Here is a 22,751-nt window from a genome sequence, read left to right as displayed (position 1 = left end):
GTCGGGGTCGAGGAGCCCGCGAACCCAGGCGCTCCCCGCCCGCTCGGCCGGCCCGTCGGGCGCCGCGTGCGCGGTGATCCGCCCCTGCGTGCGGGCCAGCCGGACCGCGTGGTCGGTCAGCGCGGCGAGGGGCACCCCGTCCCCGCCGAGCACGTCGCCGAGCGGACCCGCGCCGTCGTCGCCGATCGGCCACGCGGCGGTCGCGTCCGCGAGCACCCTGAGGCCCAGCACCGGGTCAGGCGGGTCGGTGGTCGCGAGGAGCTCCGCCGCGGTGGCCGTCCACTCCCCCGCCATGCCGCTCAGCGCCGCCAGCCGCAACCTGGCGTCCTCGCCGTGAAGCGTCGACGGGGTGGCGGTGGCCCGCAGTCCACGCACGGGCAGGGCGGCGAGCTCGCGGTGCGCCGCCGCGCGGTCCACGGTCGGGAGGGTCGGGTCGCACCCCACCTCGCACACGGCCGGGACCGCCTGGTGGACGGCGAGCAGCCACTCCCCGGCGGCCAGCGCGGCGACCGCCGCGGACAGCTGCTGGACGCGCATGACCGCCTCCCCCGCGGCGGCGGTCCAGCGCAGCTCGCCGGACAGCAGCTCGCGGAGGACGCGCCACACCGGCTCGGGCGGGTCCTCGCCCCCCGGGGCCCGCGCCAGGCGGACGGCCGCGGCGACGGCGGACCGGTCGGCGTCGCCGCACGACCCGGAGGCCGGGTCGACGTAGGTCCGCGCGACCGGCAGCGACGTCACCAGGCGCGCGACGGCGTCGAGGAGCGTGCGGTAGTCGACGTCGCGCACCCCGATGTCGTCCTGGCACGCCCGCCACACCACCCTGGCGACCCGCCGCAGGTCGGTGCCGAGGTGGGCCTCCAGCACCTCGTGCGTGCCGGTGCGCACCGCGTCGTCATCGGGCAGCGCGTCGTGCTGGGCCGCGAGCGCCTCGAGCTGGCGCCTCCCCGCCGGGTCGATGTGCACCCCGATGGCGAGGGGCACCAGCTCGTGCCCGGCGCCGCCCTGGACCGGCCAGCCGACGGGCAGCGGCCGTCGCGCGTCGATCCGGTCCACCACGACCCACGCGTCGGGGCCGAGCAGCTCGCGGAGCCGCGCGAGGTACCCCGCGGGGTCGGCCAGGCCGTCGACGCCCCGCACGCAGGCGCCGTCCAGGAGCCCGTCGCCGACCAGGCGGCCGAGGAGGTCGTGGGTGGCGTCGAAGACCGGCGGCTCCTCCACCCGCAGCGCCGCGAGCTCGTCGTGGTTGAGGTGGCGGCGGTAGTTGACCAGCCGACGGCCGGCGCGCCAGCTCACCAGCCGGTAGTGCTGCTGCTCGAGCAGGGAGTGCATCCGCGACCAGGAGCGCGGTTCGCCCGGCGTGCCGAGCAGCCGGGTGATCCCGGCGCGGGCGACCGCGCCGCTCGACTCGGTGGTCAGCGGGAAGGACCGCTCGCCGTAGGTGACGCGGATCGCGCCGTCGACCTCGGCCAGGCCCAGGCGGCCGGCGACCAGCTCGTCGCCGTAGGGGCCCGCCAGGACGCCCAGGATGACCTTGTCCCGGGCCCCCGGGAGCGGCGCGTCCCACTCGACGTCCACGGCCTTCGCGGACTCCGACGACCGGCCCTCGGCGAGGACGGCGTCCCACCGCGACGTGGCGGGTCCGGTCCACACGTGCCCCGGCACCCAGTCGGCGACCAGCCCGAGGCCCACGGCGTGCGCCGCGTCGGCCAGGTGACCCAGCCCCCCCTCCCCGCCCAGGGCGGGGTCGACGCGGGTGTGGTCGACGACGTCGGTGCGGTCCGCCGAGCCGGGTCGGGCGACGGTGACCGGCGGGAGGTGCAGGTGGCTGACGCCGAGGTCGGCGAGCTGCGGCAGCCGGGACGCCACCTCGTCGAGGTCGCCGATGGCCGCGAGGCGGTAGGTCGCCCGGACGGCCCGGACGGCCAGCACGGGCCCCGGCCCGTCAGACATGGGTGATCCCGGGCCAGCGGATCCCGTCGATGCAGCGGAGGACGACGAGGGAGGGGCCGTCGACCTCCACGCCGGTCCCGGCGGACACCGGGGCGCGCTGCCCCTCGAGCAGGCTCGGGTCGACGGTGTCCACGATCACGTCGTAGCGGTGGCCGTAGCCCTCCGTCGGGATCTTGAAGGTCACCGGCTCGTGGTGGGCGTTCAGGAGGACGAGGAAGCTGTCGTCGTGGATGGGCTGGCCGCGCTCGTCCCGCGTCGGCAGCTCGTCGCCGTTCAGGAAGAACGCCAGCGCCTTCCGGCCCGGGTCGTCCCAGTCCGCCTGGGTCATGACCGTGCCCGCCGGGGTCAGCCAGTGCAGGTCCTGGTCCCCGGTGAAGAACGTGCGGCGGCGGAGGACCGGGTGGGCCCGGCGGAGCGCGATCAGCCGGCGGGTGAAGTCCAGCAGCTCGGCGTTCGCGTCGGCGACCGCCCAGTCGTAGTGGGTCAGGGCGTTGTCCTGGCAGTAGGTGTTGTTGTTGCCCTGCTGGCTGCGGCCGAACTCGTCACCGCCGAGGAGCATCGGCACGCCCTGGCTGAGGAGGAGGGTGGCGAGGAGGTTCCGCTGCTGGCGGGCGCGCAGCCCCCGGATCGCCGGGTCGTCGGTCGGCCCCTCGACGCCGTGGTTGTTCGACCGGTTGTGATCCTCGCCGCTGGTGCCGCCGTCGAGGTTGGCCTCGTTGTGCTTGCGGTCGTAGCTGACGAGGTCGGCCAGCGTGAACCCGTCGTGGGAGGTCACGAAGTTCACCGACGCGTAGGGCAGCCGGCCGTTGTGGGCGTACAGGTCGCTCGACCCGGACAGGCGGCTTGCCAGCTCGCCGACGTCGCCATCCCGCAGCCAGAAGTCGCGGGTCGTGTCGCGGTACTTGCCGTTCAGCTCGGTCCAGCCGACCGGGAACTGGCCCACCTGGTACCCGCCCTCGCCGAGGTCCCAGGGCTCGGCGATCAGCTTGACCTGGCTGATGATCGGGTCCTGGGCGATGATGTCGAAGAAGGCGCTCAGCTTGTCGACGTCGTGCAGCTCGCGTGCGAGCGTCGCAGCCAGGTCGAAGCGGAACCCGTCGACGTGCATCTCGGTCACCCAGTACCGCAGGCTGTCCATGATCAGCTGCAGCACCTGGGGGCTCTGGACGTTCATCGAGTTGCCGGTGCCGGTGAAGTCGACGTACCGGGACGGGTCGCCGGGGTCGAGCCGGTAGTAGGTCGGGTTGTCCAGCCCCCGCAAGCTGACGGTGGGCCCGAGCTCGTCCCCCTCCCCGGTGTGGTTGTAGACGACGTCGAGGATGACCTCGAGCCCGGCGGCGTGGAGGTCGGCGACCATCGCCTTGAACTCGTACACCTGCTGGCCCTGGGTGCCGCGCGAGGCATAGCCGGCGTGCGGGCTGAGGAACCCGATCGAGTTGTAGCCCCAGTACTGCCGCAGCCCCTTGCGCCACAGGAAGTGGTCGGTCAGGTAGTGGTGCACCGGCTGCAGCTGCACCGCGGTCACGCCGAGGGACCGCAGGTGGTCGATGAACGGCGGTGACGCGAGCCCCGCGTAGGTCCCCCGGGCGGTCTCGGGGACGTCGGGGTGGCGGATCGTCGCGCCGCGGACGTGGGTCTCGTAGGTGATCGTCTCGGTGAACGCGTGCTTCGGCGGCCGGTCGTCGCGCCAGTCGAAGAACGGGTTGACCACCACGCTCTTCGGGACGAAGTGGGCGCTGTCGGCGGTGCTCGGCCGGCTGGTGTCGTGCACGTCGTAGCCGAAGCAGGCGGGCGCCCAGATGATGTCGCCCTCGATGGCCTTCGCGTAGGGGTCGATCAGCAGCTTGTGCGGGTTGGCCAGCAGCCCCCGGGCGGGGTCCCACGGACCGTGGACCCGGAACCCGTAGCGCTGGCCCGGTCCGATGCCCGGCAGGTAGGCGTGCCACACGAAGCCGGTCTGCTCGATCAGCTCGATGCGGGCCTCCTCGCCTGCGTCGGCGCCCTCGCCGAAGAGGCACAGCTCCACGCCGTCGGCGACCTCGGAGTACACCGCGACGTTCACCCCGCGTCCGTCCCACGTCACCCCCAGGGGGTGCGGTCGTCCGGGCCAGGTGTGGTGCTCGGGGGAGGTGACGCGCATCGGCGCTAGGATGTCACAGCCCTCGACCGGGCCACCGGTCCGCCGTCCGCATCGGGAGTCCCCACCGCCGTGTCCGCCTCGAGCGCTCAACCCTCGCGCGGCGGTGCACCGGCCCTCCACCTCTACGGATGGCGCCACCCGAGCGTCCTCGCGGCCGCGGTCTTCAGCGCCTACGCGGGGTTCGTGCAGTTCGCCGCGACCGCCGCGCTGCCCGACATCGCGGCCGCGTTCGGCGTGGCGGGCGACGGCGCCGGCGACATCGCGGCCGAGGTGGGGCTGAGCGGCACCACCCTGGGGATCGCGCTCGGCATCATCCGCATGGCCTCGGTCGGGTCGCTGCCGCTGGCCCGGCAGGCGGACTCCCACGGGCGCCGTCGGGTCATGCTGATCACGTCGCTGGCCGCGCTCGGGCTGACCGCCGTCGCGGCGGGGATCCCGTCCTTCTGGCTGTTCGTCGCGGTCCTGGCCGTCGCGCGGCCGCTCGCGTCGGCGACCAACGCCGTGGCCGGCGTGATCGCCGCGGAGGAGGTGCCGACCAGCGACCGCTCGAAGGCCCTGGCGGTCATCACCCTCGGCTACGGCGTCGGCGCCGGGCTGCCGGTCGTCCTCCGCGCCGTCACGGACCTCGTCGGCGACGTGATCGGGTTCCGCGTCCTGTTCGCCCTCGCCGGGCTGTTCCTCGCCACGCTGCCCCTGGTGGCGCGGCTGGTCCGTGAACCCGACCGGGCGGCACGGCTGGTCGACGCCGAGGCGGAGACGGCCAAGCGGCTGGGCCACGTCCCGGCGGCGCTGCGCGGCCGCCTCCTGCTGGTGGCGACCCTGACGTTCTTCGTGGCCTTCCTGACCGGGCCGATCAACACCTACCTGTTCCTGTACGCCGAGAGCGTCACCGGCCTGAGCCCGTCCATCCAGGGCGTCGTGGCCCCCGTGGCGGCGGGGATGGGCGCGCTCGGGCTGCTGCTCGGCGTCCGGCTGGCGGACCGCTACGGGCGGATCCCGACCGCGATGTGGTCGAAGGTCGCCCTGGCCGCGGCCGGGATCCTGACCTACTCCGCAGGGCAGGTCGGGGCCGTGGCCGGCTACGTGCTGACCCTCCTGATCGGGTCCAGCTACGCCCCGGCCGTCGCGGCGACCGCCAGCGAGATCTTCCCCACGTCGATCAGGGCGACGGCGGCCGGGTGGATCACGGTGGCCGGCACGGTCGGCGCGGTCCTCGGCCTGCTCATCTTCGGTGTGGTCGCCGACGCGGCCGGGTCGTTCACGACCGCCGCGTGGGTGGTCTGCGTCCCGGCGGCGATCTCCACCATCGGCTACCGCTACCTGCCGGAGACCAAGCACCTCGAGCTCGAACAGTCCGCACCCGAGATCGGCTGACGAGTCAGCTGAGGAGGTCGATCGGGCGGCGCGGCGCTACGGTCTGCGGCCATGGAGCTGATCCTGGTCCGCCACGCCCAGCCGGCCTGGCGCGGCGACGACGGGCGGTCGACGAACGATCCCGGGCTGACCGCGCTGGGCGAGGCGCAGGCCGCCGCGGTCGCCGCCCGGCTCCGCGACCACGTGGGACCGGTCGACGGGCTGTTCACCTCCACCGCCCGCCGGTCGCGGGCGACGGGCGCCGCGATCGCCGACGCGCTCGGCCTCGATCCGGTCGTGGAGGGGTGGATGGTCGAGATCGGCGCGCCCGACGAGTGGGATGGCCAACCCGAGGACGAGGTCGTGGAGGTCCTGCGGGCGCTCCGGACGCGCCCGCTCGACGAGTGGTGGGACGGCGCGCCGGGCGGCGAGTCCTTCCGCGACTTCCACCAGCGCATCACCACCGGGTTGGAGGGGATCCTGGCCCGCTTCGGCGCGACCCGCCACGCCGGCGATCCGGCCCGGCTGTGGGACGTCCCCGACGAGGGGCCGCGGCTGGTCCTCGTGGCCCACGCGGGTTCGAACTCGGTGATGACGAGCCACCTCCTGGGGATCGACCCGCAGCCCTGGGAGTGGGAGCGCTTCCCGTGCCTGCACGCCTCCGCCAGCGTGCTGCGCAGCCGGGCGATCGCCTCGGCGGACATGTGGGCCCTCGAGTCGTTCTCCGACGTCACCCACCTGCCCGCCGACCACGTGACCGCCTGAGGCCGCGGTGCTCAAGACCACATCCGGGGCCCGACCGGCGCGAGATCCCGCGCCGCGGTGTCCGGGGGTCCGGTCGGCGGGGTCGGCAGCGGCGTCCCGCCGGGCTCGTCACCGCCCTGGTCGAGGCGGAACGGCGGGTAGGCGTCGGTCATGAGCGCGGCGTAGGCGATGACGCGGTACACCCAGCGGTTGAACCCGATGATCACGTCGAACAGGGCCTGCGGGTAGCGGCCGGTCACGAGCAGGGCGATGGCGGCGACCAGCACCAGGATGCCGAGGATCCCGCCGCCACCGGTCGTGTCGACCCGCACCCCGTCGTCGGTCACCCAGCGGTAGCCACCGCCGGTGAGCAGCCCGATGATGATGTAGTGCGGGATGGCGAGGAGCCACCACTTGACCAGCACCAGCCCGCGCGACAGCCGCTCGGGGTAGTCGATGTCGAGGGTGGCCGGGTAGTCCGGCTCGTCCCCGAGGCTGAACGGCGGGTACCGGTCGGTGCCGAGGCCGCCGCTGGCCGCGTAGTAGCTGACTCGCCACGTCCAGCGCAGCACGCCGGTGGTGAAGTCGAAGATCGCCCGCGGGTACGTGCCGGTGAACAGGATGGCGAACCCGGCCACCACCGTGAGCAGCGAGAAGGCGAGCCACAGGAACCCCAGGACGACCAGGTGCGGGATCGCGAGGACCCACTTGACCAGCCACTGCCAGCGCGACAGGTCGCGGTCGAGCCGCGCCGTCAGGCGGACAGGGCTCGGCGGACGGCCGTCCTGCACGCCGACCGGCGGCGGAGGGGGCGGGACGGGGACGCCGACGGCAGGCGGCCCTGCGGGCGGTGCCGCCGGGGTTGCGGGTCGCTCCCCGCCGGTCGCGCCGACGACGACGAGGACGATCGCCAGGACGGTCACGAGCACGCCGACCGAGCCCAGGGCGACCGCGACGGGGACCAGCATCCCGGCGTCCACACCGACGGTCACGTCCGCAGCCACGCCCGGCGATCCGTCGGCGTGCATCAGCACGACGGCCCACCGGCCCGCGGTCACCTCCCAGGTCATCGACCGGGTGCCCGTCCCCTCGCTGGTCGCCACCCAGAACCCCTGCGCGGAGGGTGGGGCCACCTCGGTGCGCCCGTCCTGCTCGCGGTACCGCGGCGTCCCGCCGTCCACGGCCTCCACCTCGGAGTGGGCGGTGCCGGCTAGGTAGGCGTCGACCTCGTCCTCGGGGCCGATGCCGACGAAGAGGGGTCGCTCGCCGACGGCCGCGGCCTCGAGGCGCACGTCGACCGACGCCCACTCGAGCAGCCAGTCGGGCGTGTCGGGCTCCGCGACGAGGACGATGCCCTCGGCGGTGACCGCCACCCCGTCGCTGCGGACGCCGTCCAGGTCGGCCGAGACGAACCCGTCGTCGTCACGGCCGGCGGCGACCCCCACGCCGAGCGCGGCTCCCCCGAGCAGCATCCCGATCCCTGGGAGCACCAGCAGGCACCCGACGACCAACGCCACGACCCGACCCGGCCTCATCACGACCACCTCCGCGCACACGCGCGCACTCGTCCTCCGACGCCACCGAGGGTCCGCCCGGTGGCGAGCGCGAGGCAGGGCCGAAGGTCCCTCGGACGCGTGTCGGGATGGGCCAGCGGGGTAGGCAGTACAACTCATGGCCCGCCCCGCCGACAGGATCGTCGTGCCCGCTCCCGCAAGTCGCCACAGCGCCCACCCGATCGACCCCACCCGCACCGCCTTCGGGCTCTGGGCGCCCCGCGCGTCGTCCGTCGAGATCGTCGTGGACGGCGACCGCACGCCGATGGCCCCGGAGGGGGGCGGGTGGTGGCGCGTGGTCACCGAGGCGGTCCACGGCACCCGCTACGCCTTCGCGCTCGACGACGGCGAGCCGCTCCCGGACCCCGCGTCCCGCTGGCTGCCCGACGGCGTCCACGCGCCCGCGGCGGTCCTGGACCCCGCCCGCATCGCGGTCGAGGACCGCTTCGTCGCCCCGCCGGTGACCGGCGGGGTCGTCTACGAGCTGCACGTCGGGACCTTCACCGCCGAGGGGACCTTCGAGGCCGCCACCCACCACCTCGAGGAGCTCGTCGAGCTCGGCGTCACCCACGTCGAGGTGATGCCGGTCAACGGCTTCGACGGCGTCCACGGCTGGGGCTGCGACGGGGTCGCCTGGTGGGCGGTCCACCAGCCCTACGGGGGACCCGAGGGGCTGGCGGCGTTCGTGACCGCCTGCCACCGCCACGGCCTCGGCGTGATCCTCGACGTGGTCCACAACCACCTCGGCCCGAGCGGCAACCACCTCGAACGCTTCGGCCCGTACCTGCAAGAGAAGGCGTCCTCGACCTGGGGCAAGGTCGTGAACCTCGACGGGCCCGACAGCGGGCCGGTGCGGTCGTTCATCATCGGCAGCGCGCTCGCGTGGCTGCGGGACGTCCGCGTCGACGGCCTCCGCCTCGACGCCGTCCACGCCCTCGACGACCGCGGCTCGGCGACCCACCTGCTGGCCGAGCTGTCCGACGCGGTGGCCGCGCTCGCCGAGCAGACCGGTCGGCGCTACGACCTGATCGCCGAGACCGACCGCAACGACCCGCAGACCATCCGGCCCCGGGAGGTCGGCGGCCTCGGGATGGACGCGCAGTGGGCCGACGACCTCCACCACGCCATCCACGTCGCGGTGACCGGTGAGCTCGACGGGTACTACGTCGACTACGCCGACCCGCTCGAGGCGCTCGCCCGGGCGATGACCAGCGGGTTCGTGCACGACGGGTCCCGGCACAGCGCCTTCCGGGGACGGGTCGTGGGTGCGCCGCTGCCGCCGGAGGTCTCGGTGCGCCGGCTGGTCGCCTGCGTCCAGAACCACGACCAGGTCGGCAACCGCCCGGCCGGCGACCGGCTGACGACCCAGGCCGATCCCGACGCCGTCCGCGCCGCCATCGCCCTGCTGTGCACCGCCCCGCACACGCCGATGCTGTTCATGGGCGAGGAGTACGGCGAGACCCGCCCCTTCCAGTTCTTCACCGACATGCCCGGCGAGGAGCTCCGCGCGGCCATCCGCGAGGGGCGGAAGGCCGAGTTCGACTACTTCGAGTCCTGGGCCGGCCAGATCCCCGACCCCCTCGACCCCGAGACGTTCCGCCGCTCGACCCTCGACCGCGACGGCGTGGACCCCGAGGCCGCGGCGCAGCGGCGGGCGCTGTGGCGCGACCTGCTGACCCTGCGCCGCACCCAACCCGCACTCGGCACCGGCGACCGGTCGCTGGTCCGCGCCGACCGGTGGGAGGACCACGACGTGCTGTTCATCCACCGGGACCCGCCCGCCACCGCCCCGCTCGCACCGGCCGTCCTCATCGCCGTCAACCTGACCGACGAGGCGATCCCGGGCGGTGCGCCGGTGCCCGAGGTGCTCCTGTCGACCGCGGACGCGCGCTACGGCGGACCGGGCCACCCCGGCGACGGGACCATCCCCGCCCGCACGGGCGTGGTCCACGCCCTGCCACAGCCGGCGCACGCCGGCAGCCCCACCGACGACCTCGTCTGAGAGACCACCCCATGCCGACGCCCACCCCCTCCTCCACCTACCGCCTGCACCTCACCCACGCGTTCACCCTCGCCGACGCCGTCGACCTGGTCGACCACGTCGACGCGCTCGGCGTGGACTGGCTGTACCTCTCCCCCATCCAGAAGGTCCCCACCGGAGCGGGGCACGGGTACCACATCCTCGACCCCGACGTCGTCGACCCCCAGCTCGGCGGTGAGCAGGCGCTCCGCGAGCTGGCGGCCGCCCTTGCCGCGCGGGACCGCGGCATGATCCTCGACATCGTCCCGAACCACCTGGCGGCGTCGCCGGACAACGCCTGGTGGGACGACCTGCTGCGCCACGGGCCCGCCTCGGCACACGCGGGGACCTTCGACGTGGACCTCGGCGAGGAGGGGATGCGCCGCCCCATCGTCCTGCCGGTCCTCGGCGCGCCGCTCACCGACGTCCTCGCCGCGGGCGACGTGCGCGTCGAGGGCGACCGGCTGGCCGTGTACGACGACCTCTCCCTCCCCCTCGCCCCCGGCACCGACCCGGATGCGCCGATCGAGGCGGTCCTCGAGGCCCAGCACTACCGCCTGGCCCACTGGCTGACCGGGGAGCGCGAGCTGACCTACCGTCGCTTCTTCGCCGTGAACGACCTGGTCGGCGTCCGCGTCGAGGACCCGCAGGTGTTCGACGCGATCCACACGCTGGTCCTGCGACTCGTCGAGGACGACGTCGTCCAAGGCCTCCGCGTCGACCACATCGACGGCCTGGCCGACCCCGCCGCGTACCTCCGCCGTCTCCGCGAGCGGATCGGCGACGACCGCTGGCTGCTGGTCGAGAAGATCCTCGAGCTCGACGAGGACCTGCCCGACTGGCCGGTCGAGGGGACCACCGGCTACGAGGTCGCGGCCCTGCTCAACCTGTGGCTCACCGACGTCGAGGGGTACCGCCGCCTCCGCGCGGAGTTCGAGACCCGCACCGGGCTGACCGGCCCGGTCGTCCACGCCCTCGCCGAGTCGAAGTGGCACGTGCTGCAGGAGCTCTTCGCCGCCGACGTGGATGCCGTCCAGCGGCTGCTCGGCCCGGTCGACGGCGTCGACGACCACGACGTCGGCCACGTCCTCGGCGACATGGCCGCCCACCTGCGCGGCTACCGCACCTACGTGCCGGTGGAGGGGTCGGTCGCGCTGGTCGACGAGCGGGCGATCGCCGACGCGGCCGACGCCGCCGCGGTCACGCACGGGCGCCACGTCGCGTCTGCGGTCGTCGACGCGCTGACGGGTCAGCCCGGCCGACGGGCGCTGACGCGCTGGCAGCAGCTGACCGGCCCGGCCGCCGCGAAGGGGTTCGAGGACCGCCTGCTGTACCGCCACGTGTCCCTGTCGAGCCTGTGCGAGGTCGGCATCGACGCGGCATCCCTGGACCAGCCGCCCGAGCCGCCCGCCATCGTCGAGGGGTTGGCGGCCCGCCAGGCGGCCTGGCCCGACGCCGGCACGACCACCTCGACGCACGACACCAAGCGCGCTGAGGACGTCCGTGCCCGCATCGCCGTGCTGGCGGAGGTGCCCGACGCGTTCCTCGACCTGCTGGCGCAGCTGGACGATGCGGTCGACGACCCCCCCGCCGCAGGCGCTACCGGTCAACCCGCCGCAGGCGCTACCGGTCAACCCACCGCCGGCGCTACCGGTCAACCCGCCGCAGGCGCTGTCGATGAGCACGCCCGCTGGCTGCTCGCCCAGACCGCTGTCGGGGTCATCGGGCTGTGCGCCGACGACCCGGGCGAGCTGACCGAGCGGCTGGCCGCCTACGCGCACAAGGCGCTCCGCGAAGCCGAGGTGCGGACCTCCCACCGCGACCCCGACGAGGCGTACGAGCAGGCCGTCGCCGACTGGGTGGCGGCGATCACGACCCGCGAGGACGCGGTCGCGCCCCTGAGCCGGCTCGCCGGCCGCATCGCGGTGCCGGGTGCGGTCAACGCCCTCTCGACGGTCCTGTTGAAGATCGCGGGACCGGGCGTGCCCGACATCTACCGTGGCACCGAGATCTGGGACGACAGCCTGGTCGACCCGGACAACCGGCGGCCCCTCCCACTCGACCGCATCCGAGCCGCTCGCGAGCGGGTGGAGCAGGTGCTGGCCGCCGACGACCGGGCCGCCGCCGTCGCCGGGCTGCGCGACGACTGGCGCGACGGGGCGCTCAAGATGCTGGTGACCCGCACCGGGCTCGAGCTCCGTCGCCGCCACGCCGAGGTGTTCGCCCGGGGGTCGCTCGAGGGCGTCCACGCCGACGGGTCAGCTGCCGACCACGTCGCCGCCCTGCGCCGGGGGTCCTCCGCCCAGGGCACGGGCCCGGACGGCACGACGGTTCTCGCGGTCGCCACCCGGCTGCCCTACGGCCTGGCGCGCGACCGCTGGCCCGTCGCCGACGTGTGGGGCGACACCACCATCGCGACGTCGGGGCACCGCCGGCTCACCGACGCCCTGACCGGTGCGGTCCACGAGCCCGTGGACGGTCGGCTGCGCCTGGACGGGGTGTTGGCGACGCTCCCCGTGGCCATGCTGGTGGGTCATGACCACGACTGACCCCGCAGCCCAGGACGTCCGCGCCTGGCCCGGCGAGCCCTACCCCCTCGGCGCCACCTTCGACGGCGTCGGCACCAACTTCAGCCTGTTCAGCGAGCACGCCGACGGGGTCGAGCTGTGCCTGTTCGACGACGACGGCACCGAGACCCGCGTCGCCATCCACGAGGTGACGGGGTACTGCTGGCACGCCTACCTCCCGGACGTCGGTCCGGGGCAGATGTACGGCTACCGGGTCCACGGTCCGTACGACCCCGCCTCGGGGAAGCGCTTCAACCCGGCCAAGCTGCTGATCGACCCCTACGCGAAGGCCGTCACCGGCGTGGCGGGCGACCGCACCCCGGGGATGATCGACTGGGACGAGGCGGTGTTCGCCTACCCCTTCGGCGAGCCGGACGAGCGGAACGACGCGGACTCCGCGCCGTTCGTGCCGCGCAGCATCGTGGTCAACCCGTGGTTCGACTGGGAGGGCGACCGCCAGCTCCGCACCCCGATGCACGAGTCGGTCATCTACGAGGTGCACGTCAAGGGCTTCACCGCCACCCACCCCGACGTCCCCGAGGAGCTCCGCGGCACCTACGCGGGCCTGGCGACCGAGCCGGCGATCGCCCACCTGCGGGACCTCGGCGTGACCGCGGTGGAGCTGCTGCCGGTCCACCAGTTCGTCCACCACTCCCACCTCGTCGAGAAGGACCTGCGGAACTACTGGGGGTACGACTCGATCGCCTACCTGGCCCCCCACCACGAGTACGCGGCCACCGACCGCGTCGGCGGGCAGGTCCAGGAGTTCAAGCAGATGGTCCGCGCCCTCCACGCGGCCGGCATCGAGGTCATCCTCGACGTGGTCTACAACCACACCGGCGAGGGCAACCACATGGGCCCGCACCTGTCGCTCCGCGGGGTGGACAACGAGTCGTACTACCGGCTCGTCGACGACGACCCCCGGTACTACATGGACTACACGGGCACGGGGAACTCGCTCAACGCCCGCAGCCCCTTCGTGCTGCAGCTGATCATGGACAGCCTGCGGTACTGGGTGACCGAGATGCACGTCGACGGGTTCCGCTTCGACCTCGCGTCCACGCTCGCCCGCGAGCTGCACGACGTCGACAAGCTGAGCGCGTTCTTCGACATCATCCAGCAGGACCCCGTCATCAGCCAGGTGAAGCTGATCGCCGAGCCGTGGGACGTCGGGGAGGGCGGCTACCAGGTCGGCAACTTCCCGCCGGTCTGGTCGGAGTGGAACGGCCTGTACCGCGACACCGTCCGGGACTTCTGGCGCGGGGAGCCGGCGACGCTCGGCGAGTTCGCCCAGCGCCTGACCGGGTCGAGCGACCTGTACCAGTCCGACACGCGCCGGCCGATGGCGTCGATCAACTTCGTCACCGCCCACGACGGCTTCACCCTCGCGGACCTGGTCAGCTACAACGAGAAGCACAACGAGGCCAACGGCGAGGGCGGCAACGACGGCTCGGACGACAACCGGTCCTGGAACCACGGGGCGGAGGGGCCGACGGACGACCCGGAGGTCCTCGCGCTCCGCGCCCGTCAGCAGCGGAACATCCTGGCGACCGTCCTCCTCAGCCAGGGCGTGCCGATGGTCCTCGGCGGCGACGAGCTCGGCCGCACGCAGGGCGGCAACAACAACGCCTACTGCCAGGACAACGAGATCAGCTGGTTCGACTGGTCACCCGACGCCGTCGACGCCGATCTGCTCGAGTTCGCCCAGCGGGCGATCGCGTTCCGCCGCGCCCACCCCGTCTTCCGGCGCCGCCGGTGGTTCGAGGGGCAGAGCATCCGCGGGACCGGCCTCGAGGACATCGGCTGGTTCAGGCCGGACGGCGAGGAGATGGACGACGAGGACTGGAACGTCGGCCACGCCCGGTCCCTGGCGGTGTTCATGAACGGCAAGGGCATCCGCACTCCCGGCGCCCAGGGCGAGCCGATCGTCGACGACGACTTCCTGGTCGTGTTCAACGCCGCCCCCGACGAGGTGACGTTCACCCTCCCCAGCGCCCTCGGGGACAGCTGGGCGGTGCAGATGGACACCGCGCGGGGCGGCTGGATCGACCCGGACGACGAGGCCGCGGACGAGGACCCGGTCACCGAGGTCACCCTCGAGGGCCGGTCGATGGTCCTCCTGACCCGACCCCGCTGAGCTCAGACGTCCTCGACGGGCACCGCCGCCGGCCGGCGGCGGTGCATGAGCCAGTGGGTGGTGTGGGCGGCGACGCCGAGCAGCAGGATCACGGCGGCGGTCCAGTAGCCGAGGGCCAGCGCCACGAGGGCGGCCACCGCGGTCATGTTCACGAGGATCCACCGCATGGTCTGCACGCTGTTGTCCATGGCCACGAGGGTATCGGCGGAGGGCGGCGGTGTCGGGGCCGCTAGGCTCGCCGGCCATGACCGACATGATCTACCGCCGCCTCGGCCGCTCCGGGTTGAAGGTCAGCGTGCTCTCCTTCGGCTCGTGGGTGTCCTTCGGGCCCCAGCTCGACATCGACCGGGCCGCCGCCTGCATGACCGAGGCCCGCGAGCACGGCGTCAACTTCTTCGACAACGCAGAGGCCTACGCCGGGGGTGAGTCCGAGCGGATCATGGGCGAGGTGATCCGGACGCTCGGCTGGGAGCGCCACAGCTACGTGATCTCCTCGAAGTTCTTCTGGGGCCTGCACGACGGCGTGAACTCGACGAACACGCTGAACCGCAAGTACCTGCTCGAGGCGATCGACCCGTCGCTCGAGCGGCTCGGCCTCGACCACCTGGACCTGATCTTCTGCCACCGGGCCGACCGCGAGACCCCGATCGAGGAGACGGTCTGGGCGATGCACGACATCGTCTCGAGCGGCCGGGTGCTGTACTGGGGCACCTCGGAGTGGCGGGCCGACGAGATCCGGGCCGCGTGGGACATCGCCGAGCGCCACCACCTGCACAAGCCGGTGATGGAGCAGCCGCAGTACAACCTCGTCTCCCGCAAGCGGGTCGAGAAGGAGTTGGCCCGCCTCTACGACGACATCGGCCTGGGCCTGACGACGTGGTCGCCGCTGGCCAGCGGCCTGCTGACCGGCAAGTACATCGACGGGGTGCCGGAGGGGTCCCGGGCGACGCTCGAGGGCTACGACTGGCTGCGCCAGATGGTCACCGACGCGGACGCGAACGCGAAGGTCGCCCAGCTGCGGGACGTCGCCGACGAGCTCGGCTGCACCCTCGCCCAGCTGTCGATCGCGTGGTGCGCCGCCAACGAGCACGTGTCGACCGTCATCACCGGCGCGAGCCGACCCGAGCAGGTGACGGAGAACATGAAGGCCCTCGACGTCCTCGCCCAGCTCGACGACGGCGTGATGGCGCGCATCGACGAGATCATGGGCTGACCCACCCCGCTCAACTGCGGCCCCCCGGGGCCGATGTGGTGGGGTGACCGCTGAGGGGACCCGCCCGCTCCTGCGTGCCGCCGTCGCCGTCTGCGTCGGGGGCATCGCCTTCGCGATCCTCGGGCCGTCCTGGGCGCCGGTGGTCAGCTACCACGTCGGCGAGCTCGTGACCGTCGCCGCGCTCGTCACGGCGGCCACGACCCGCAGCGGCGGGGAGCGGCGGGCCTGGGTGCTGATCGCCTCCGGTGTCACCTGCTTCGCCGCCGGCGACGTCCTCAACACCGCCGCGCGGTCGCTCGTGGACGGGGTGGGCACCGCCCCCTCCCCCTTCGAGCCGCTCTACCTGGCCATGTACCCGTTCCTGGCCGTGGGGCTGCGGGCCCTGGTGCGGCACCGGGCGCCGGACGGCGACCGCGGCGCGGTGCTCGACGCGGCGATCTTCACCGTCGGGATCGCGGCGGTCGTGTGGGTCACCAGCTTCGCGCCGCAGGCCGGTGACCCCGAGGCGTCGGGCATGCGGCAGGCGCTGCTGCTGGCCTACCCGACCCTCGACGTCATCCTGTTGGCATCGACGTCGCTCCTGGCCTTCCGCGTGCGCCCCCTCACGGCCCGCCTGACGGTGCTCGTCGCCGCCATGGCGGTGCTGCTGGCCACCGACGTCGCCTACGTCGTGGCGGTCCGCCAGGACACGCACACGTCCCAGGACCCCGCCGCGTTCGGCTGGTGGGCGATGATGGCCCTGCTGGCCGTCGCCGCCTGGCTCCCGGCCAGCGGACAGACCCCCACCCGAACCGCAGGCGACCTCGCGCTGCCGGGCCGGCTGCGGCTGGCCGCCCTGGCCCTGACGTCGATGCTGGTGCCCCTGGTCGGCGTCCTCTCCGGCGGCTCCACGCGGGATCGCCTCCTCGACGTGGTCGCCGCCGTCCTGTCCCTGCTGGTCTTCGTGCGCCTGTCGGGCCTGGTCCGCGCCCTCGTCGCCTCCCGCGAGGAGGTCGCCCTGCTGCACCAGCAGCGCGAGGAGCGCCGGTTCCGATCCCTCGTGCAGAACGCCGCCGACATCGTGCTCGTCCTCGACGCGGACCGTCGGGTCACCTACGCCTCCCCGTCGGCAGAGCGCCTGCTCGGCGTCGACCCCGTCGACATGGACCGCGAGACGCTCGTCGGCCTGATCCACCGCGGCGACCAGGCGGCGGTGGCCGCCTGCCTGTCGCGATCGGCGCAGCTGCCCGGCCCGGGCGACCTGCCCGCCGCCGTGACGCTGCGGCTGCGGGACGCCTCCGGCGCGTGGCGCCACCTCGAGGTGCTGGCGACCGACCTGTCCGCCGACGGCGACGTCGGCGGGGTGGTCCTCAACATCCGCGACGTCACCGAGCGCGCGTCGCTCGAGCACCAGCTGCGCCGCCTGGCGATGCACGACCCGCTCACCGGCCTCGCCAACCGCGTGATGTTCGCCGAGCTCGTCCAGGAGGCCCTGGACCGGGCCGGCTCGGACCGCGACGGCGTCGCGGTGCTCTTCTGCGACGTCGACGACTTCAAGACCGTCAACGACAGCCTGGGCCACGACACCGGCGACGCGCTCCTGCTGGCGCTGGCCCGACGACTCGACGCCTGCCTCGGCGCCGGCGACGTCGCCGCCCGGCTCGGGGGTGACGAGTTCGGCGTCCTCCTCTCCTCGACCTGCGCGCCGGGTGCGGCGGAGGCGGCGGCCGATGCGCTGATCGCCGCGCTGCGGGACCCGGTGGACCTCGACGGGACCGAGATCGCCCCGTCGGTGAGCATCGGCATCGCGGTCGGCGGCACGACGCCCGCGGAGATGCTCCGCAACGCCGACGCCGCGATGTACGAGGCCAAGCGGGCGGGCGCCGGGCGCTGGCGCCGCTGGAGCCCGGCGCTGCACCACCGGGCCCTGTCGCGCCTGCGGCTGACCACCGACCTGGGCGCGGCGCTCGAGCGCGGCGAGTTCAGCCTGGACTACCAGCCGGTGGTCGACCTCGCCGATCGGCGCATCCGCGGCGTCGAGGCGCTGGTGCGCTGGGACCACCCCGACCGCGGCCGCATCCCCCCGCTCGAGTTCATCCCGCTGGCGGAGGAGACCGGGGCCATCACCGCCCTCGGGGCCTGGGTGCTGACCGAGGCCTGCCGCCAGCTGGCCGAGTGGCAGCGCGACCTGCCCGGCGCGCCCGACGTGGTCCACGTCAACGTGTCGGCGCGGGAGCTGCACGCCACCACGTTCCCCCGCACCGTCGAACGGGCGCTGGCCGCGGCGGGCCTGCCGCCCGAGGCGCTGGTCCTCGAGCTGACCGAGAGCGTCCTGCTCGAGGACCCCGAGGGCGCCGCGTCGACCTTCCGCATGCTCCGCCAGCTCGGCATCGGCATCGCGATCGACGACTTCGGCACCGGCTACAGCTCGCTCAGCTACCTCCGCAACCTGCCGGTCGACGTGCTCAAGATCGACCGGGCGTTCGTGCAGGACCTGGGGCACGGCCTGCCGGACCGGACCGTGGCGCGCGGCATCGTCGACCTGGCGCGGGCGCTCGGCGTCAGGACCGTCGCCGAGGGCGTCGAGGAGGAGTCGCAGCTGGCCGACCTGCGCAGCCTGGGCTGCCACGAGGCGCAGGGCTACCACCTGGGCCACCCCGTGCCGGCGGACGGCATCGCCGCGATGCTGCGCGCCCTGGCGACGCCGGTCGCGAGCGGCGGCTGACCCCGCGGCGGCCAGCAACCTACGGTGGCGTAACCTGGGGGCGGTCCGAGCCCGGAGGCTGTGAGAGTGTCGAACGCGTTCCTGCTGCGCCTGATCGCCGCGCTGTTCAAGGTCCTGACCTGGCCGTTCGTGCGGTACGAGGTCCGCGGCGGCGAGGTCCTCGGGACCCGCGACGGCTGGATCCTGAGCGGCAACCACCGGACCGTGTTCGACTTCGTGCACGCCGTCATCGGCCTGCACCACTTCGGCAAGGACGCGCGGATCCTGATCGCCAACGAGTTCTTCGACAACCCCGTGTACGGCCCGGCCGCGCGGGCGATCGCGGCCATCCCCGTGTACCGCAAGACCGACCCGCGCGGCGCGTTCGACGCCGCCGTCGCCGCGCTGCGCGCGCAGGACAACATCTGCATCATGCCCGAGGGCGGGATGCACTGGGACGCCCGGGACCCGCTGAAGCTCGGCCGGTTCAAGACCGGGGTGTCCCGCATGGCGGTCGGGGCCGGCGCGCCGGTGCTGCCCCTCGCCCTGGTGGGTGGCGAGCGGCTGTGGCCGAAGGGCGCGCGGTGGCCGCGGCTCACCCCCTTCCGACGTCGCACGGTCGTGCTGCGGCTCGCCGACGAGCCGCTGTGGCTGTCCGGTGACGACCACCGGGCCAACGCCGACAAGCTGCGCGAGGTGCAGGAGGCCCTGCTGCGGCAGGCGACCGCGGACCTCCAGGCCCTCGACCCCGGCTACCTGCCCGACGTGACCCCCTGACCGGCTCCGGGCCGCGGACCGCCGGGGTCACGATCGGGGCCTCTTTCGCCTCACGGCGAGTTGGGCCCCGATCGGGGGCGGGTTCGGCGACCGTGCCCGGCGGGGCAGTGTGAGGGGTACCCCCACCCGACGCATCCTGGGATGACGTGACCACCGACGTGCCGATCTCGGCGACGGATCCCGCCGCCACCCCCGCACCCGCCGCCGATGCGGGTGGCTCGACGCTGCTCACCCGGCTGTGGCGCTTCCTGGTCGTGGGGGGCAGCAGCGCGGTCATCGACCTCGGCCTGCTGATCGCCTTGCGCGAGCTGGCCGGGCTCCACATCCCCGTCGCGACGACGATCGCGTTCTGGACCGGGCTGCTCTACAACTTCTCCCTCAACCGGGTCTGGTCCTTCGACGCCGACCGGGTCGGCGTCCCCTTCGCCAAGTACCTGATCGTGGTCGGGCTGAACTACCTGCTCACCCTCGCCATCGTCACCGGCGGGCACGAGATCGGCGTCGCCTACGCGGTCGCGAAGGTGTTCGCCCAGGGCCTGGGTGCGTGCTTCACCTTCGTCGCCTACGACCGCTGGGTGTTCCGATGACGGGCGGACGAGCGGTGATGGTCGTCATCCCCGCCCACGACGAGGCGGACTGCATCGCCGGCGTGGTCGCGGAGGTCCGGGCGGCGCTGCCGGCGGCGACGGTCGTGGTGGTCGACGACGGGTCGACCGACGCGACGCGCGAACGGGCTCGCGCCGCGGGGGCGACCGTGCTGAGCCTGCCGTACAACCTCGGGGTCGGCGGGGCGCTCCGCCTCGGGCTGCGCTACGCGGTCCGGGGTGGCCACGACGTCGTCGTGCAGGTCGACGGGGACGGCCAGCACGACCCGGCCGAGGTGCCGCGCCTGCTCGCGGGCCTCGACCACGCCGACCTCGTCATCGGCGCGCGGTTCGCCGGTCGCGGCGCCTACGCCGTGCGCGGCCCGCGCCGCTGGGCGATGGCCGTCCTGGCCCGAGCCGCCGGGCGCATCGTCGGTGCCCCCCTGACCGACGTCACCTCCGGCTTCCGGGCCTTCGGCCCGCGCGCGGTGGCGCTGCTCGCCGACGCGATGCCGGCGGAGTACCTGGGTGACACCGTCGACGCGCTGGTGCTCGCCGGCCGCGCCGGCCTGGTCGTGGCCCAGGAGCCGGTCGCGATGCGGCCGCGCCAGGGCGGCACGCCGTCGCAGTCGCCGTTGCGCGCCGCGGTGTACCTCGGCCGGGCGGTCATGGCCCTGCTCGTCGAGGTGCTCCGGACCGACGTCCCGGCGCCTCCCCGCCCGGTGGTCGAGGGCGGGTCAGGAGTCGAGCGGGAACCGGTGGGGGCGTCCCCGCGGTGACCCTCCGCCTCGTCACCTCGGTGGTGGGGGTGGTGATCCTGCTGGCCGCCGTCGAGCTGCTGCGCCGGCGCCGCCTGCGGGAGAAGTACGCCGTCCTGTGGCTGCTCGTCGCCGTCGGCCAGCTCGCCCTCGCGATCTTCCCGCCGCTGCTCGACCTGGTCGCCGGCTGGCTCGGCGTCGCCGACCCGCCGAACCTCCTCGCGTTCGGCGGCATCGTGTTCCTGCTCGGCGTGTGCGCGCACCTGTCGTGGGAGTCGAGCCAGCTCGAGGAGGAGACCCGCACCCTCGCCGAGGAGATCGCCATCCTCCGCGAGGAGGTCGAGTCGCTGCGGCGCGACCGCACCTCCGGCTGAGCGATGAGTTGACCGGCACCGTCTCGTCGGTCGACGGACGCCGGCGTGTCACACCGGCGCAGTACTGTCGCTCGCGTTGCGGTCCGATGAGAAGGGACACCCCCCATGACGGAGATGATCCAGGCCGAGGGCCTGGTCAAGCGCTACGGCGAGGTCGAGGCGTTGAAGGGCCTCGACCTGGTCGTCCCCGCGGGCAGCGTCCTCGGGGTGCTCGGGCCGAACGGCGCCGGCAAGACCACTGCCGTGCGGATCCTGTCGACCCTGCTGACCCCGGACGCCGGCCGTGCGACGGTCGCCGGCGTCGACGTCTTCGCCGACCCCGCCGGGGTGCGCGAGAAGATCGGCTTGTCCGGGCAGTCGGCCGCGGTCGACGAGTACCTGACCGGCTTCGAGAACCTCGAGATGGTCGGCCAGCTGTACGGCATGCCGCGATCCGAGGCGCGCAGCCGCGCGACGGAGCTCCTCGACCAGTTCACGCTGTCCGACGCCGGCGGCCGGCCGATCAAGACCTACTCCGGGGGGATGCGCCGACGCCTCGACCTGGCCTGCGCGCTGGTGGCGCGCCCCCCGGTGCTGTTCCTCGACGAGCCGACCACCGGGCTCGACCCGCGCAGCCGCACCGACCTGTGGGACGTCATCCGCGACCTCGTCGGCAGCGGGGCGACGCTGCTCCTCACCACCCAGTACCTGGAGGAGGCCGACCGGCTGGCCGACGACATCGTGGTCATGGACCACGGCCGCATCATCGCCCAGGGCGACGCGGACCAGTTGAAGGCGCAGGTCGGCGGTGAGCGGGTCGAGGTCGTCCTCTCCCACGCCCGCGACATCGACGCCGCCCGCGACCTGCTGGGCCGCCTGTCGGTGGGCGAGGTCACCGTGGAGGCGCAGACCCGCCGGCTCACCGCCCCGGTCGCCGGGGGCACCGCCGCGCTCCGCGACGCGCTGACCCGCTTCGACGAGGCCGGCATCGAGGTCCTCGACTTCGGCCTGCGGCGCCCGACCCTCGACGACGTGTTCCTGACCCTCACCGGCCGCCCGGCCGAGGAGGACCCCCGCCCCGACGCCACGACCGAGGAGGTCCCCGCGTGAGCACCCTCAGCCGCGCCGTGCGGGACTCGACCGTCGTCGCCCGCCGCAACCTCATCAAGATCAAGCGGGTGCCGGACCTGCTGGTCTTCACCCTCCTCAGCCCGATCATGTTCGTGCTGCTGTTCGTCTACGTGTTCGGGTCGGCGATCCCGATCGAGGGCGTCGACTACGCGCAGTTCCTGATGGCCGGGATCTTCGCCCAGACGGTCGTGTTCGGCGCGACGATCACCGGCGCAGGGCTGGCCGAGGACATGCAGAAGGGCATCATCGACCGGTTCCGCTCGCTGCCGATGTCCCGGCAGGCGGTCCTGGCCGGCCGCACCGCGAGCGACGTGGTCAACAACGTCCTCGTGCTGATCGTCATGTCGATCACCGGCCTGGCCGTCGGCTGGCGCATCACCTCGTCACCCCTCGACGCGATCGTCGCCTACGCGCTGCTGCTGCTGTTCGCGTACGCGATCAGCTGGATGATGGCCTACATCGGCCTGCTGGTCCCCTCCCCCGAGGTCGTCAACAACGCGTCGTTCCTCGCCATCTTCCCGCTCACGTTCATCGCCGAGACGTTCGTCCCCACCGACGGGTTCCCCGTCGCGCTGCGGACCTTCGCCCGGTGGAACCCCGTGTCGGCGGTCACCCAGGCCGCGCGCGAGGGGTTCGGCAACACCGGCGGGGTGCCCGCACCGGACACCTGGTCGATGCAGAACCCCGAGATCTACACCCTCATCTGGGTCGTGATCATCATCGTGGTGTTCGCGCCGCTCGCGTCCCGGCAGTACCAGCGCACGACCGAGCGGGGCTGATCCCGCCCG

17 protein-coding genes are annotated in these 22,751 nt (G+C 73.7%); 13 read left to right on the top strand and 4 right to left on the bottom strand.

All coding sequences use genetic code 11. The features are described from left to right. Window positions 1-1,950 (bottom strand): alpha-amylase family glycosyl hydrolase (locus tag ACEQ2X_RS03890; protein WP_370324462.1); only part of this gene is annotated, 1,950 nt, incomplete at its 3' end. Beyond that, on the bottom strand, window positions 1,943-4,090 hold the full coding sequence (gene glgX, locus ACEQ2X_RS03885) for a glycogen debranching protein GlgX (RefSeq protein WP_370324461.1): 2,148 nt from the start codon (window positions 4,088-4,090) through the stop codon (window positions 1,943-1,945). The genes glgX (ACEQ2X_RS03885) and ACEQ2X_RS03890, both read right to left, overlap by 8 nt. 69 nt (window positions 4,091-4,159) lie before the next feature. Between glgX (ACEQ2X_RS03885) and ACEQ2X_RS03880 the strand changes: the two genes are divergently transcribed. Both ACEQ2X_RS03880 and ACEQ2X_RS03875 read left to right on the top strand, forming a co-directional pair. Next, window positions 4,160-5,464, top strand: coding sequence for an MFS transporter (locus ACEQ2X_RS03880; RefSeq protein WP_370324460.1), 1,305 nt, complete (start codon window positions 4,160-4,162; stop codon window positions 5,462-5,464). Window positions 5,465-5,515: 51 nt separating this feature from the next. After that, a complete protein-coding gene (locus tag ACEQ2X_RS03875; RefSeq protein ID WP_370324459.1) occupies window positions 5,516-6,208 on the top strand; it encodes a histidine phosphatase family protein in 693 nt (230 codons plus the stop codon). A gap of 11 nt (window positions 6,209-6,219) precedes the next feature. Here the strand turns inward: ACEQ2X_RS03875 and ACEQ2X_RS03870 are convergent, their stop codons facing one another. Continuing rightward, complete coding sequence (locus ACEQ2X_RS03870; protein WP_370324458.1) at window positions 6,220-7,722, bottom strand: DUF4389 domain-containing protein; 1,503 nt, start codon at window positions 7,720-7,722, stop codon at window positions 6,220-6,222. Between the two features lie 163 nt (window positions 7,723-7,885). Between ACEQ2X_RS03870 and treZ the strand changes: the two genes are divergently transcribed. From treZ to glgX (ACEQ2X_RS03855), 3 genes are read left to right on the top strand one after another with little or no spacing between them, the layout of a single operon-like run. Beyond that, the gene (gene treZ, locus ACEQ2X_RS03865) at window positions 7,886-9,742 is read left to right on the top strand and encodes a malto-oligosyltrehalose trehalohydrolase (protein ID WP_370324456.1); all 1,857 of its coding nucleotides are present in this window, start codon (window positions 7,886-7,888) and stop codon (window positions 9,740-9,742) included. A gap of 11 nt (window positions 9,743-9,753) precedes the next feature. Next, a complete protein-coding gene (gene treY, locus ACEQ2X_RS03860; RefSeq protein ID WP_370324455.1) occupies window positions 9,754-12,309 on the top strand; it encodes a malto-oligosyltrehalose synthase in 2,556 nt (851 codons plus the stop codon). After that, the gene (glgX, locus tag ACEQ2X_RS03855; protein WP_370324454.1) at window positions 12,296-14,464 is read left to right on the top strand and encodes a glycogen debranching protein GlgX; all 2,169 of its coding nucleotides are present in this window, start codon (window positions 12,296-12,298) and stop codon (window positions 14,462-14,464) included. Before treY ends, glgX (ACEQ2X_RS03855) begins: the two co-directional genes overlap by 14 nt. Window positions 14,465-14,466: 2 nt before the next feature. On the opposite strand, the gene ACEQ2X_RS03850 is transcribed toward glgX (ACEQ2X_RS03855), so the two are convergent. Further along, window positions 14,467-14,652 (bottom strand): hypothetical protein, encoded by a 186-nt coding sequence (locus ACEQ2X_RS03850; protein WP_370324453.1) that lies wholly within the window; start codon window positions 14,650-14,652, stop codon window positions 14,467-14,469. 65 nt (window positions 14,653-14,717) lie between these two features. On the opposite strand from ACEQ2X_RS03850, the gene ACEQ2X_RS03845 reads away from it, so the two are divergent. The 8 genes from ACEQ2X_RS03845 to ACEQ2X_RS03810 all read left to right on the top strand — a co-directional run bounded on the left by ACEQ2X_RS03845 (window position 14,718) and on the right by ACEQ2X_RS03810 (window position 22,742). Further along, the gene (locus tag ACEQ2X_RS03845; protein ID WP_370324465.1) at window positions 14,718-15,677 is read left to right on the top strand and encodes a potassium channel beta subunit family protein; all 960 of its coding nucleotides are present in this window, start codon (window positions 14,718-14,720) and stop codon (window positions 15,675-15,677) included. Between the two features lie 43 nt (window positions 15,678-15,720). Then, window positions 15,721-18,381: a putative bifunctional diguanylate cyclase/phosphodiesterase gene (locus ACEQ2X_RS03840; RefSeq protein ID WP_370324452.1), complete on the top strand. Its 2,661-nt coding sequence runs from the start codon at window positions 15,721-15,723 to the stop codon at window positions 18,379-18,381. A gap of 66 nt (window positions 18,382-18,447) precedes the next feature. After that, the gene (locus ACEQ2X_RS03835; RefSeq protein ID WP_370324451.1) at window positions 18,448-19,137 is read left to right on the top strand and encodes a lysophospholipid acyltransferase family protein; all 690 of its coding nucleotides are present in this window, start codon (window positions 18,448-18,450) and stop codon (window positions 19,135-19,137) included. 146 nt (window positions 19,138-19,283) lie between these two features. Beyond that, entirely contained in the window at window positions 19,284-19,724 is a 441-nt protein-coding gene (locus ACEQ2X_RS03830; protein WP_370324450.1) for a GtrA family protein, read from the top strand. A 17-nt stretch (window positions 19,725-19,741) separates the two neighbouring features. Continuing rightward, window positions 19,742-20,500, top strand: a complete 759-nt coding sequence (locus tag ACEQ2X_RS03825) for a glycosyltransferase family 2 protein (RefSeq protein WP_372530538.1) — start codon at window positions 19,742-19,744, stop codon at window positions 20,498-20,500. Continuing rightward, the gene (locus ACEQ2X_RS03820) at window positions 20,497-20,853 is read left to right on the top strand and encodes a DUF2304 domain-containing protein (RefSeq protein WP_370324448.1); all 357 of its coding nucleotides are present in this window, start codon (window positions 20,497-20,499) and stop codon (window positions 20,851-20,853) included. Before ACEQ2X_RS03825 ends, ACEQ2X_RS03820 begins: the two co-directional genes overlap by 4 nt. 105 nt (window positions 20,854-20,958) lie before the next feature. Continuing rightward, window positions 20,959-21,942, top strand: coding sequence for an ATP-binding cassette domain-containing protein (locus tag ACEQ2X_RS03815; protein ID WP_370324447.1), 984 nt, complete (start codon window positions 20,959-20,961; stop codon window positions 21,940-21,942). Further along, on the top strand, window positions 21,939-22,742 hold the full coding sequence (locus tag ACEQ2X_RS03810) for an ABC transporter permease (protein WP_370324446.1): 804 nt from the start codon (window positions 21,939-21,941) through the stop codon (window positions 22,740-22,742). Before ACEQ2X_RS03815 ends, ACEQ2X_RS03810 begins: the two co-directional genes overlap by 4 nt. The last annotated feature ends 9 nt before the right edge of the window (window positions 22,743-22,751 follow it).

This window comes from Euzebya sp., from assembly GCF_964222135.1.
In the GTDB taxonomy this organism is placed as follows: domain Bacteria; phylum Actinomycetota; class Nitriliruptoria; order Euzebyales; family Euzebyaceae; genus Euzebya.
This window is presented reverse-complemented; position numbering and strand designations above follow the sequence as displayed.